Source organism: Rhodococcus sp. P4_C10, assembly GCF_056402135.1.
This window is the reverse complement of the sequence record NZ_JBFUHZ010000016.1, coordinates 1-12452: the sequence shown is the minus strand read 5'-3', so window position 1 is coordinate 12452 and position 12452 is coordinate 1. Positions and strand designations below refer to the sequence as shown.

Genomic DNA, 12452 nt, shown 5'->3' with positions numbered 1-12452 from the left:
GTCGCCGACCCCGGTCAGGTCAGTGCGCGGGCGCGGGCGCGGGTTCCGCGGCCGCCGGGACGGGGGTGGCCGCGGCGTCCAGTCGGACGCGTCGCGGGATGAACGCGGCCACCAGCAGGGCGCACAGGGCGGCGCCGGCGCCGATCAGGAACGTCACGACGAAGGCCTTGTGTGTGGGCACCTCGGTGGGACCCAGCGACATCGTCATGCCGGTCAGCACGAGGATCATGACGGCGCTCGCGAACGAGGTTCCGATCATCCGCATCAGCGAGTTGAGTCCGTTGGCCGCGGCCGTCTCCTTCAGTGGTACCGCGCCCATGATCAGCGCGGGCATGGCCGCATAGGAGATGCCGATGCCGGCGCCGATGATCGTCGCGACGAGGGCGATCTGCCACATTGCGTTCATCAGCACGGCGCCGATCAGGTAGCCGGAGGCGATCACCACGGTGCCGACCATCAGGGTGGTGCGCGGACCGTACCTGTTGGTCAGGTGCGCCGAGACGGGGGAGAGCAGCATCATCACGATGCCCCCGGGGGCCATGCACAGGCCCGCGACGACCATCGACTTACCGAGCCCGTATCCCGTCTCCGGCGGCAGCTGCAGCAGCAGCGGAACCGTCAACGACGTTGCGTACATGGCGAATCCGGTCAGGACCGACGCGACGTTGGTGAGCAGCACCGGCCGCGACGCCGACACCCGAAGGTCGACGAGGGGCTCCGGGGTGCGCAGCTCCGTCACACACCAGGCGGCGAAGACGACGACCGACAGGCCCAGCAGTCCGAGGGTGGGAACACTGGTCCAGCCCCAGTCGGCGCCCTTGGTGATCGGGAGCAGCAGCGAGACCAGGCCGACCGTCAGGCCGATGGCGCCGAGGTAGTCGAAGCGTCCGGGGTTGCGGACCGACGACTCAGGAACCGCGATCGCGACCGCTGCCGCGACCAGCGTGCCGAGAACCGCGGATGCCCAGAACAGCGTGTGCCAGTCGTAGTTCTGTGCGGTGAAGGCGGCGAGCGGCATGCCGACGGCGCCGCCGACGCCCATCGTCGAGCTCATCACCGAGATCGCGCCGCCGACCTTCTCGCGCGGCAGTTCGTCGCGCAGGATCGAGATGCCGAGCGGGATCGCGCCGGTGGCCGCGCCCTGCAGTGCGCGGCCGACGATCACCGCGGTGACCGAGTCGCCCAGCGCGCACACCACGGAGCCGGCGACGAGGAACGCCATGCTGATCAGGATCATCCGGCGCTTGCCGAACATGTCCCCGAGGCGTCCCGCCACCGGTGTGACGGCGGCGGCCGCGAGCAGTGTCGAGGTGATCACCCAGGACGCGGTCGCGGTGTCGGTGTCCAGCAGCTCGGGCAGGGCGTGGATCAAAGGGACGACGAGGGTCTGCATCAACGAGACGACGATGCCGCTGAACGCGAGGATTGCCAGGACTATGCGCGGGGAGCGGGAGGTCTCCGTGCCGCTGGGTGCCGAAATGGTCACTACGGATCTCTTCTCTGGTGCTACGAAAGGCAAGTCAATGAACGCAAGGATGTGTACGATACACATCCTTCGCTCTCCGTCCGCGACGTTGCGACGACTAGCGGCGGAAGAAGTCCGCGGTCGCGGAGTCAGACGGGTAGAACGATTCGATCGCGATCTCCGCGAGCGTGACGTCGCGCGGGGTGCCGAAGACGGTGGTCGTGCTGAACATGGACAGTTCGGCGCCGTCGCTCCGGATCCGCAGCGGAACCAGTAGCGCCGAGGTGTCGGTCTCGCCGATCTCCTCCTCTCCCGGGTAGCCGCGCAACTCGTCGAGGAGCTGTGCCAACTCCGGGTCCGCGGTGGCGTCGGCTTCCCGGTGCAGTCGAGCCAGCAGGTGGCCGCGCCACTGCCCGAGATTCGCGATCCGGGGCGCCATGCCGTCCGGGTGCAGGCTGAGCCGCAGCACGTTGACGGGGGGTTCGAGCAGATGCGGCGCCGAGCCGGCTGTGAGCACCTCGACGGCAGGGTTGCCCGCGACCAGGTCCCAATGGCGGTCGACGACCACTGCCGGGTAGGGGGTGTGCGCGTCGAGGATCCGGTTGATCGCGTCGTTGACGGCCGACATCGGCGCGTCGGGTAGCCGGTTCTGCGGGTAGGCAGGTGCGTGACCGCCGGCCAGGAGCATCGTGTTGCGCTGGCGCAGTGGTACTTCCAGGCATTCCGACAGCCGAATGATCATTGCCCTGGTCGGCCGCGCCCGGCCCGTCTCGATGAAGCTGAGATGACGCGCGGACACACCGGACTGTGACGAGAGGCCCAGCTGAGTGAGCCTGCGCCGTTCCCGCCAGTCCCTGAGTATCGAGCCGACCGGTCGCGAGGTTCCCGTGTCTGTCACACGGCTCAACCTAGCGAGGTCCGGTCGCCCTCACGATTACCTCAGAGGTAATCGACTGGCGTCGGCGGGCGCCGCAGAGTGGAGGCAGCCGGCGAGCGAACCAGAGCCGCCGGATCACACCCTCGGAAGGAATCATCATGAGCGACTTCACCGAACTGGCAACCGCGTACATCGACATGTGGAACGAAACAGATCCCGCGGCCCGGCGCGACCGGGTCGAGCAGGTCTTCGCGGCCGGGTCCAGGTACGTGGACCCGCTCGGCGTTGCGGTGGGACACGACCAGATCGACTCGATGGTCGGTGCGGTGCAGCAACAGTTCCCGGGCCTGCGGTTCGCCCTGGCCGGCCCGATCGACACCCACCACGAGCAGGCTCGATTCGCGTGGCGACTGGGCGTTCCGGGCGAGGACTCGCTGATCGACGGATTCGACGTCGCCGAACTCGACGGCAGCGGCCGACTGGCGCTGGTCCTCGGTTTCCTGGACAAGGTGCCGACGGCATGAGCCGCCGGGGCGGGCGCACCTGCCCGCCCCGGATCGCCGTCGCCCTCGCTGCGGCCCCCGACGGCCCGGATGCAGATGCTGCTCAGTCTCTTTCGAGCAGGAAATACAAGTGCCGGCCGTTGTCGAGCACGGCCTCGGGCTTGCCGTTCATGATTCCCATCAGGGTGTTCTCGTCGACCCTCTTGAAGTGGTCGAAGATCGGCTTGCCGTCGTAGACCATGGTCGCGGTCACCTCGCCCCGGAACTCGATGTTCCACAGGCTGGCCTCGCCCTTGCCGAGCTTGACGTTGGAGTAGAGGTTGCCCCTCGTCGTCCCGGCACATCAGGGGCTTGGCGTCGAGGACCGAGTGGAAGGTCTTCCCGTGCCAGCCGCTGGCGGGGAGAATCGTGCAGAGCTGATGTCCGGTCTGGAACACGGCTCCCTTCCAGGTACCCAGGATGTCGGCTGCGGCCACGACGTCCAATGCCGCCCAGACGGCATCGAGATCGCTGGGAGAGACGCCCTCGGACTGTGCGCGGAGTTCCTGAAACTTGTTGCGGGCCTGCTCGACATCCATCGACGACTCCTCTGGTTGGGTCTGTGGAGGCTACGCCTCGTCGGGGGCGTGGCGGCAAGGACACGAACCCGGCGAATCCACCTGCCCGACCGGTGGGACCGGGATGCGAAGATGGACGTGATGGATTCAGATTCGATCGATGCGGGCCGCGGGCTCGAGCGTGAGCTGACGCTGATGGCGCGGCACACGGCCCTCGTGTCCCAGTGGCGGATGCCGGATCGCGCCCTGGACAGGTCCGCGTACCTGTTGCTCTCCCGCCTCGAGATAGGCGAGCCGATGACGCTGCGGGAGCTGTCCGAGGCCTTCGGTCTCGACGTGTCCACCGTCAACCGTCAGACCGCCGCGCTGGTGCGTCAGGGACTGGCCGAGCGCATCGCCGACGCGGACGGCGGCACGGCCCGCAGGCTGCGTCCGACCGAACGCGGGCTGGCGGCATTGCGCTCGGACCGCGACCAGAACGTGGAGGGCGTGACCTCCCTTGTCTCGGACTGGGACGACCAGGATCGCCGGGATCTGGTTACCTTGCTGCGGAAGTTGAACGAGAAGATCGAGGAGCGCCAGGGGCTGAACTGGCCCCGGGACTGACCGAAGCACCGAGGAGAGCACGAATGGGTATCAACGAGGGACGCGTCGTCGTGGTGACCGGGGCGGCGGGCGGTATCGGCCGTGAGCACGCACTCGAATTCGCCAGGCAGGGCGCCAAGGTCGTGGTCAACGACCTCGGTCCCGCCGAGGCCGTCGTCGAGGAGATCAAGGCTCTCGGTGGCGAGGCCATTGCGAACAAGGACGACATCTCCGACTTCGACGGTGCGGGACGGCTGATCCGCAGCGCGATCGACGCCTTCGGCACCATTCACGTCCTGGTGAACAACGCGGGCATCCTGCGCGACAAGATGTTCGTGAACATGACCGTCGACCAGTGGGACGACGTCATGCGCGTGCACCTGCGCGGCACCTTCGCGCCGTCGCAGCACGCGGCGTCGTACTGGCGCGAGCAGTCCAAGGCCGGGACGCCGGTCGCGCACCCGCGGATCATCAACACCTCGTCGCCGTCGGGTCTCTACGGAAACCTCGGCCAGGCCAACTACGGCGCGGCGAAGGCCGGCATCGCGGCGTTCACCGTGATCCTCGCCGACGAACTGGCCCGGCTCGGGGTCACCGTCAACGCCATCGCCCCGACCGCGCTGACCCAGATGACCGCCGGCCTGGAGGCGTTCGTCGCCGCGGCGGAGGCGGAGAAGGAGCGCACCGGTTTCGACGCGGCCGCGCCCGAGAACATCTCGCCGACGGTGGTCTGGCTGGGGTCCCCGGAGTCGGACGGCATCACCGGACGGATCTTCAACGTGCACGGTGGCTCCATCAGCGTCGCCGAGACCTGGGTCGCGCCCACCACAGCACGTGTGGTGGGCCGCTCCGGTCGTCGGGGGTTTACCCGAGTGCGCGTGCCGGGGCGGGCACTCGTTCGATCCCGTACTTCTTGACGGGCGGGGTGGTTCGCAACCACGTGCCGTCGGCCCGGCACAGCTGGTAGGTGCCGTCCGGGTGGTAGATCTTGGAACCGACGCTGTAGTCCTTGCCGTCGTAGACGCACACGGTGGTCGTGGTGCCGTCCGGGTTCGTGCGGATTGCCGCATTCGCGACGGCGGCCTGGGCACCGATCAGTCCCGCGGCGACGAGGATCGAGGCGGCGAGCGTCTTGGCGGTTCGAGAGATCATGGGGTGGCCCTTCGGTTGTGGTGTCTGCCCAGGTGGACTCCAACAAATATGGGCGACACGGGCCCGGCCGGACAGGGACCCAAGGGGTGGGGTTCGCCCCCCTTCGTCAGCGCATTCCGAGCAGCGTGAGGGCAAATTTCGCGTACTCGGCGGCGATCTGCTCGGGCGTGGACGGGCCGCCGATCCGGAACCACTGGGGCAGCGACGTGCACATCGTCACGATGGCCTTCCCGGCGTCGCGCGGGTGCGCGGTGGTGAAGTCACCCGCCGCCACCCCGACCTCGATCTCGGCGTCGAGGAGGTGCTGAACCGCGTTTCGGGAGTCGCGGATCCGGTCCCGGTTCGGCGGGTCCAGGCTGCGCATCTCGCTGGCGCCGATGAAGGCCAGCTCCCGCCGGTGGGTGTGGTAGAGCGCGAGCGCCTCCACCGCGAGGCCGACCCGGGCGACGGTGGTCTCGCCCTCGGCGAGGGCCGCGCGCGCCCGCCAGTGGATCTCGTCCATCGTCAGGTCGAGCGCGCGGACGAGGAGTTCCTGCTTGTCGCGGTAGTGGTGGTACACGCCGGGCGCGCTCACCCCGGCCCGGGCGGCCAGCGCGCGCATGGTGGCGCCGTGGTACCCGGTCTCGACGAATGCCTCGATCGCGGCGGCCAGTACCGGGTCGAGCTCGAGCGCGGGAAACTCGCGCCAGGCGGCCGCCGAGTGTGCAGTTGTCGTCGGCGTTCCAGTGGGTTTGGTCCGGGAAGTGCGCATTCGGCGGGCGGGCGCGGCGGGGCGTTCGGTTGAGGCGGCGCCGCCCAGCAGCAGCTCGGCCGGTACCTCCAGTGCCTCGGCCAGTTCCACGAGCCGGTCGACGGACACCCCGGTCCGGCCGTTCTCGATGGCGCTGAGGGTGGCGGGGCTGACCGCGATCCGGGACGCCAACTCGCGCAGTGAGAGCCCGCGCTCGGTGCGGGCCGCCCTGAGGGCTTCGGGCAGCGGCGGTCGTCCGGGCATGTGCCCTCCTCTCGGTGTTCGGATCTGCAATGTATCAGGAATCCTGAACACTTGGTTTCGGGCATTGTCGTGCATCGAACGAAAGTTGCGTGTTGACAGGGCTGATCTCGGATGAGAACGTGGTCGGGAAGACATGGAAGTGGAACGAGCGTTCGGCGTTTCCGGAGTAAGGAGAGAACGTGGCAATCGACCTGGCGTATTCCGGCGAGACCGCGGACCTGATCAAGCGGACCCGGGAGTTCACCCGCGACGTGGTGCTGCCGATCGAGGACGAGTTCGGCGGCGACATCACCGAGGCCGGCGGCGACGAGCTGCGGGTCCGGATGCAGGCCGCGGCGAAGGCCGCCGGGGTCTTCGCGCCGCACGCGCCCGTCGAGTTCGGCGGCCACGGCCTGAACATGTCCGACCGCGCCCCGGTGTTCGAGGAGGCCGGCTACTCGCTGTTCGGTCCTGTCGCGCTGAACATCGCCGCGCCGGACGAGGGCAACGTGCACATGCTGGCGCACATCGCCAACCCCGAGCAGCGCGAGCAGTACCTCGCGCCGCTGGCCCGCGGCGAGGTCCGGTCGGCCTTCGCGATGACCGAGCCCGCTCCCGGCGCCGGCTCCGACCCGTCGGCACTGAACACCCGGGCCGTCCGGGCCGACGGCGGCTGGCGGATCAACGGCCGCAAGTTCTTCATCACCGGCGCGGACGGCGCCGGGTTCTTCATCATCATGGCCCGCACCTCAGGAGAGCCCGGTCAGCGCGGCGGGGCCACGATGTTCCTCGCGCCCGCGGACACGCCCGGCATCCGGGTCGGCCGTCACATCGACACTCTGGACCGCTCGATGATCGGCGGGCACTGCGAGGTGTTCTTCGAGGACCTGCTGGTGCCGGACAGCGCCGTGCTCGGCGAGGTGGACCGCGGCTTCGAGTACGCCCAGGTGCGGCTCGGGCCGGCGCGGATGACGCACGTGATGCGCTGGCTGGGTGCCGCCCGCCGCGGCCACGACGTCGCCGTCGACTACGTCGCCAAGCGAGAGGGCTTCGGATCGAAGCTCGGAGACCTCGGCATGATCCAGAAGATGGTCGCGGACAACGAGATCGACATTGCCGCGACGCGCGCGCTGCTGGTGCGTGCCTGCTGGGAGCTCGACCGCGGCGAGCACGCGTCGAACTCCACCTCCATCGCCAAGACCTATGCGGCCGAGGCGATCTTCCGGATCGTGGACCGCAGCGTCCAGATGTGCGGTGGGATGGGCGTTTCCGGCGACCTGCCGCTGGCCCGGCTCTCCCGTGAGGTGCGGCCGTTCCGGGTCTACGACGGCCCCTCCGAGGTGCACCGTTGGGCGATCGCCAAGCGCGTCGTCGGTGCGGCCAAGCGCGCACAGGCGGACGCACGATGAACCTGCCGGGGATGGATGTCGCCGCCTTGCAGCGGTACCTGGTTGCCGAGGGCATCGAACTGCACGGCGACCTGCGGGTGGAACTGATCAGCGGCGGACGCTCGAACCTGACCTTCAAGGCCTTCGACGACCGCTCCTCGTGGGTGGTCCGCCGACCGCCGGTCAGCGGACTGACGCCCTCCGCGCACGACATGGCACGCGAGTACACGGTGACCAACGGTCTGCAGGGCACCGGGATCCCGGTGGCGCGAACGGTGGCGTTCGACGCCGACGGGACGGCCCTGGGCGCGCCGACCACCGTCGTCGAGTTCGTCGACGGTCTGGTGGTGCGGGACCAGGACGACCTCGCCGCGCTCACCGACGAGCAGGTCGCGGGCAATGCCGGCGAACTGGTCCGGGTGCTGGCGGCACTGCACGACGTGGACTACCGGGCGGCCGGTCTCGGCGAGTTCGGCCGTCCCGAGGGCTTCCTCGCTCGTCAGGTGGCGCTGTGGGCGAAGCAGTGGGAGCGGGTCAAGACGCGTGAGCTGCCGGACGTCGCGAAGCTGCATGCGCGCCTGGCCGCGTCGATCCCGCAGCACTCGGAGGCGTCCATCGTGCACGGGGACTACCGGATCGACAACACCATCCTCGACGCCGCCGACCCCACCGCGGTCCGCGCACTGGTGGACTGGGAGCTCTCGACCCTCGGGGACCCGCTCACCGACGTGGCTCTGATGTGCGTGTACCGGAACCCTGCCTTCGACCTGCTGCTCGGTACGAAGGCCGCCTGGACCAGTGATCGGCTGCCGTCGGCGGACGAGCTCGCGCAGACCTACGCCGTGGCGTCGGGCCGCGATCTCGGCGACTGGAGCTTCTACATGGCGCTCGCGAACTTCAAGCTCGCCGTGGTCGGCGAGGGCATCACCCACCGCGCGCTGCAGGGCTCCGATTCCGGCAGTGGCGCGGAGAAGGCGGCGGACGCGACGCCGGAGTTCATCACCGCTGGGCTGCGTGCCCTGGAAGGAGTATCGGCATGAGCGAGTCCCGGATCGTCCACACCGCGCTGGTCACCGGCGCCTCCCGCGGGATCGGGCTGGGCATCGCCCACCGGCTCGCGAGTCTCGGCTACTCGCTGACCGTCACGGCGCGCGACGCCGAGCGGCTCGACGTGGTGGCTGCCGAACTCCGTGCGGCGGGCGCGCCCGAGGTGGTCCCGGTGGCCGGTGACATGGCCGACGAGGACGCTGTCCGACGGCTCACTCAGGTGCACGCGGACCGGCTCGGCCCGATGAAGGCGCTGATCCTCAACGCTGGCGTCGGTACCGCGGGGACCGTCGCCGAGTACCCGATGAGGCGGTTCGACAAGACCCTCGACGTGAACCTGCGCGCCCCGTTCCAGCTGCTGCAGCAGTGCCTGCCGCTGCTGCGCAAGGGCGCCGAGGCGGACCCGGGACGCGGCGCCAAGGTGATCGCGCTGGCCTCGATCGCCGGGGTCTACGCCGAGCACGGCCTGGCTGTGTACGGCGCGACCAAGGCCGCGCTGATCTCGTTGGTCCAGACGCTCAACGCGGAGGAGTCGGGCAACGGCGTCAGCGCCACCACGATTGCGCCCGGGTACGTCGACACCGACATGAGCGCATGGATCCACGACCGAATCCCGGCCGAGCAGATGCTCGAGGTGAACGACATCGTGGAGGTTGCCGAGTCTTTGCTCCGCCTCTCCTCGCGGGCCGTCGTCCCGAACATCGTGATGACTCGGGCGGGCACAGACGGGCTTCACGCCTGACCCTCTAGTACACCGTCAGTAAATCTCCGGCATCCGGAGAAGCTTTGAGGCGAGGCCGTGGGCCTGTGACATAATCACAATCATATTGTGATGTTTACCCAACTCGCTAGTAGTCCCCTCGACGCCGTCTTGACCTGCGCGAATCGCCATTCACTTGGCGGCAGGTCGGGACGGCGTTCGTGTTCTTCCCGGCGTTGTCGGCGGACACCTGGACGCATGCCCGAGATACTTTCAAAAGCCCTCGAAAAGCTCGGCTAACGCGGTAAGTTGCCACGTGCGGTCGGTGGCGTCCTGCCCTCGTCGTGATCGGGTTGCCGTCCTGTTGACGGTTGGATTGTTCTTCGGGAGGGCGATCTGTGAGAACACAATGGATCGACGTGCGTCAGATACAGGGGACCGCGGCGGTTGCCGCGGTAGTGGTGGCTGCGCACAGTCACGGACAGACCGGAGTCGGCGTAGGCACGTGATGTGCCACTGACCTGCCGATGGATTGCGCGCCCGGGGCGCGTACGTATCCCGCTGTGAAGCGGATTCAATCTCTACGAAATCTGACTTCGGCCCGTCGTGTCTGCCGTAGCCCTCGGCCTTGTTGGCAAGACCAACCTTCTGGCCTGGGCATTTGCAGGGACGCACGGGTTGTTCCGAAAAAAGGGGAATCAGTTGAAGCCGACCGCGTTCGACGGAATCGACGGCACCGATCACGCCACCGACGTTGACGCGATGGAGGTATTCCCGCTCTCGCATGCCCAGCTCGGGATGTGGTACGCCCAGCATCTCGATCCCGACGTGCCGATCAACATCGCGCAGTACGTCGACATGCGCGGTGACCTCGACATCGACACTCTCGAACGGGCCAGCATCGTCGGGTCGTCCGAGTTCGGATCGGGCTTCCTGCGGATTCTCGAACGTGACGGCCAGCCCTGCCAGATGGTGGATCTCGGCATCGCCGACTCGCTCCTGCTCCGTGACTTCCGGGGCGAAGAGGATCCTGAGCGGGCCGCTCACGAGTGGATGCGGGCCGACTACAGCGCCCCCCTCAACCTCCTCGAAGACCGACTGATCGTCGCCGCAGTGCTACGGATCGAGGACAGCCGGTACTTCTGGTACTCGCGCTGCCACCACATCATCCTCGACGGATTCGGCGCCATGAACTTCATGACGCGCGTCGCCGAGTTGTACTCGGCCGCGGTCGAGGGCCGCGAGCCGGCGCCCTTGAAGGCGGTGGACCTGAGCGAGCTGTACAAGTCGGACACGGCCTACCGGGAGAGCGAGAGGTTCACCGCCGACGGCGAGTACTGGGCCGAGCGGATCGCCGGCCTGGAGGAAGGCACCAGCCTCAGTGGTCGGACCGCGGCTCCGTCGGCGGTCAACGGGGTGTCCAGCGCGGCGCTGTCCGACGAGTTTGCCGCGCAGCTCTCCGCCGCGGTCTCGGAGCAGAATTCATCGCCCGCGGGGATGCTGATCGCCGCGTTCGCGAGCTATCTGGCACAGGTCTCGGGCAACGAGGATGTCATCCTGAGCCTGCCTGTCACCGCACGTACGACGGCCGCCGCCCGGCGGTCCGGCGGCATGATGTCCAACGTGGTGCCGCTCAGGCTGCACGTTGGAACCGACACCACCATCGCGGAGCTCCTCACCCAGGTCCAGGTCGCCGTCTCGGGTGCGCTGCGGCGCCAGCGCTACCGGCACGAGGACATGCGCCGAGGCTCGTCCGCCAGTGCGGTCCAGCGGGACCTGCTCGGTCCGCTGGTGAACATCATGCTCTTCCACAACGAGGTGGCCCTCGGACCTGTGTTGGGCGAGTTCAACATCCTCTCGACCGGCACCATCGAAGACCTGGGCGTCAACTTCTACCAGAGCGTCGGTGGTACCCGCACTCACGTCGACTTACACCGACCGTGCGGTTCCCGAGGGCACGTTGGTGTCGATGTTCGAGGCGCAGGTGGCGGCGACGCCGGATGCTGTTGCGTTGGTCTTCGAGGGTGAGTCGCTGACGTACTCGGAGTTCGATGTTCGGGTTAATCGTCTTGCGCGGCATTTGATTTCGGTTGGTGTTGGGCCGGAGTCGTTGGTGGCGTTGGCGATGCGCCGGTCGCTGGAGATGATGGTCGGCGTCTATGCGGTGCTCAAGGCCGGCGGCGCGTACGTGCCGGTGGATCCGGATCAGCCGGCGGATCGGGTCGGTCACATCCTCGACACGGCGGCAGCGGTGTGCGTGTTGTCCACGGTGCGTGACGGTTTCGAAGGTGCGGGGGACAGTTCTGTCCTGTTGATCGACGCGTTGGACCTGTCGGGGTATGCCGATGGGCCGATTGCGGATGCGGATCGGCTGGGGGTGTTGGATTCGTCGAATGCGGCGTACGTGATCTTCACGTCGGGTTCGACGGGTCGGCCGAAGGGTGTCGCGGTCACGCATGGCGCGATCGTGAACCGTCTGGTGTGGATGCAGGCGGAGTACGGCCTCGGTGCACAGGATGTGGTGTTGCAGAAGACGCCGGTGACGTTCGACGTGTCGGTGTGGGAGTTGTTCTGGCCGTTGCAGGTKGGTGCGCGTCTGGTGGTTRCGGTGCCGGACGGGCATCGGGATCCGGCGTACCTGGCGCAGGTGGTTGTCGAGCAGTCGGTGACGACGATGCACTTCGTGCCGTCGATGCTGGCGGTGTTCGTGGCGGAGCCGTCGGCGGTGGAATGCGCGACGTTGCGGCAGGTGTTCGCGTCGGGTGAGGCGTTGCCGGCGGAGACCGCGGCGCGGTTGCGGGAGATCCTTCCGGCGGTGCGGTTGCACAACCTGTACGGGCCGACGGAGGCCGCGGTGGATGTGACGTTCCACGAGGTCACTGCCGCGGATGTGGTGGGTGTGCCGATCGGTGCGCCGGTGTGGAACACGCAGGTGTTCGTGTTGGATGCTCGCTTGCGGCCGGTGCCGGTGGGTGTGGCGGGTGAGTTGTACCTGGCGGGCGTGCAGTTGGCGCGTGGGTATGTCGGTCGCAGTGATCTGACGGCGGATCGTTTCGTGGCGAGCCCGTTCGGGGTGTCCGGTGAGCGGATGTACCGGACTGGTGATCTGGTGTTCTGGAACGACTCTGGTGAGCTGGATTACATCGGTCGGACGGACTTCCAGGTGAAGTTGCGTGGTCTGCGGATCGAACTCGGCGAGATCGAG

10 protein-coding genes and 2 pseudogenes are annotated in these 12452 nt (G+C 68.0%); 7 read left to right on the top strand and 5 right to left on the bottom strand.

Annotated elements, in window-relative coordinates:
- Window positions 1-19: 19 nt before the first annotated feature.
- Window positions 20-1552 carry an MFS transporter gene (locus tag AC1DWC_RS12815; protein WP_477908540.1) on the bottom strand — a complete coding sequence of 511 codons (1533 nt, stop codon included), beginning with the start codon at window positions 1550-1552 and terminating at the stop codon, window positions 20-22.
- A gap of 31 nt (window positions 1553-1583) precedes the next feature.
- On the bottom strand, window positions 1584-2363 hold the full coding sequence (locus AC1DWC_RS12810) for a helix-turn-helix domain-containing protein (RefSeq protein ID WP_477908538.1): 780 nt from the start codon (window positions 2361-2363) through the stop codon (window positions 1584-1586).
- 137 nt (window positions 2364-2500) lie between these two features.
- Here AC1DWC_RS12810 and AC1DWC_RS12805 point away from each other — a divergent pair, with 137 nt between their 5' ends.
- Window positions 2501-2866: a nuclear transport factor 2 family protein gene (locus tag AC1DWC_RS12805; RefSeq protein WP_477908536.1), complete on the top strand. Its 366-nt coding sequence runs from the start codon at window positions 2501-2503 to the stop codon at window positions 2864-2866.
- An 82-nt stretch (window positions 2867-2948) separates the two neighbouring features.
- Here the strand turns inward: AC1DWC_RS12805 and AC1DWC_RS12800 are convergent.
- A pseudogene (locus AC1DWC_RS12800) lies at window positions 2949-3423 on the bottom strand (DUF4334 domain-containing protein).
- Between the two features lie 120 nt (window positions 3424-3543).
- On the opposite strand from AC1DWC_RS12800, the gene AC1DWC_RS12795 reads away from it, so the two are divergent.
- Both AC1DWC_RS12795 and AC1DWC_RS12790 read left to right on the top strand, forming a co-directional pair.
- Entirely contained in the window at window positions 3544-4008 is a 465-nt protein-coding gene (locus AC1DWC_RS12795; RefSeq protein WP_477908534.1) for a MarR family winged helix-turn-helix transcriptional regulator, read from the top strand.
- 23 nt (window positions 4009-4031) lie between these two features.
- Window positions 4032-4904: an SDR family NAD(P)-dependent oxidoreductase gene (locus tag AC1DWC_RS12790; protein ID WP_477908532.1), complete on the top strand. Its 873-nt coding sequence runs from the start codon at window positions 4032-4034 to the stop codon at window positions 4902-4904.
- On the opposite strand, the gene AC1DWC_RS12785 is transcribed toward AC1DWC_RS12790, so the two are convergent.
- Entirely contained in the window at window positions 4852-5139 is a 288-nt protein-coding gene (locus AC1DWC_RS12785) for a hypothetical protein (RefSeq protein ID WP_477843651.1), read from the bottom strand. The genes AC1DWC_RS12790 and AC1DWC_RS12785 overlap by 53 nt on opposite strands.
- A gap of 106 nt (window positions 5140-5245) precedes the next feature.
- On the bottom strand, window positions 5246-6133 hold the full coding sequence (locus tag AC1DWC_RS12780; protein ID WP_477908530.1) for a TetR-type transcription factor C-terminal domain-containing protein: 888 nt from the start codon (window positions 6131-6133) through the stop codon (window positions 5246-5248).
- 179 nt (window positions 6134-6312) lie between these two features.
- On the opposite strand from AC1DWC_RS12780, the gene AC1DWC_RS12775 reads away from it, so the two are divergent.
- The 4 genes and pseudogenes from AC1DWC_RS12775 to AC1DWC_RS12760 all read left to right on the top strand — a co-directional run.
- A complete protein-coding gene (locus AC1DWC_RS12775) occupies window positions 6313-7521 on the top strand; it encodes an acyl-CoA dehydrogenase family protein (RefSeq protein WP_477908528.1) in 1209 nt (402 codons plus the stop codon).
- A gap of 11 nt (window positions 7522-7532) precedes the next feature.
- Entirely contained in the window at window positions 7533-8540 is a 1008-nt protein-coding gene (locus AC1DWC_RS12770; protein WP_477908526.1) for a phosphotransferase family protein, read from the top strand.
- Window positions 8541-8551: 11 nt separating this feature from the next.
- Window positions 8552-9289, top strand: coding sequence for an SDR family NAD(P)-dependent oxidoreductase (locus AC1DWC_RS12765; protein ID WP_477908920.1), 738 nt, complete (start codon window positions 8552-8554; stop codon window positions 9287-9289).
- Between the two features lie 720 nt (window positions 9290-10009).
- Window positions 10010-12452, top strand: a pseudogene (locus AC1DWC_RS12760) (amino acid adenylation domain-containing protein); the annotation flags it as partial.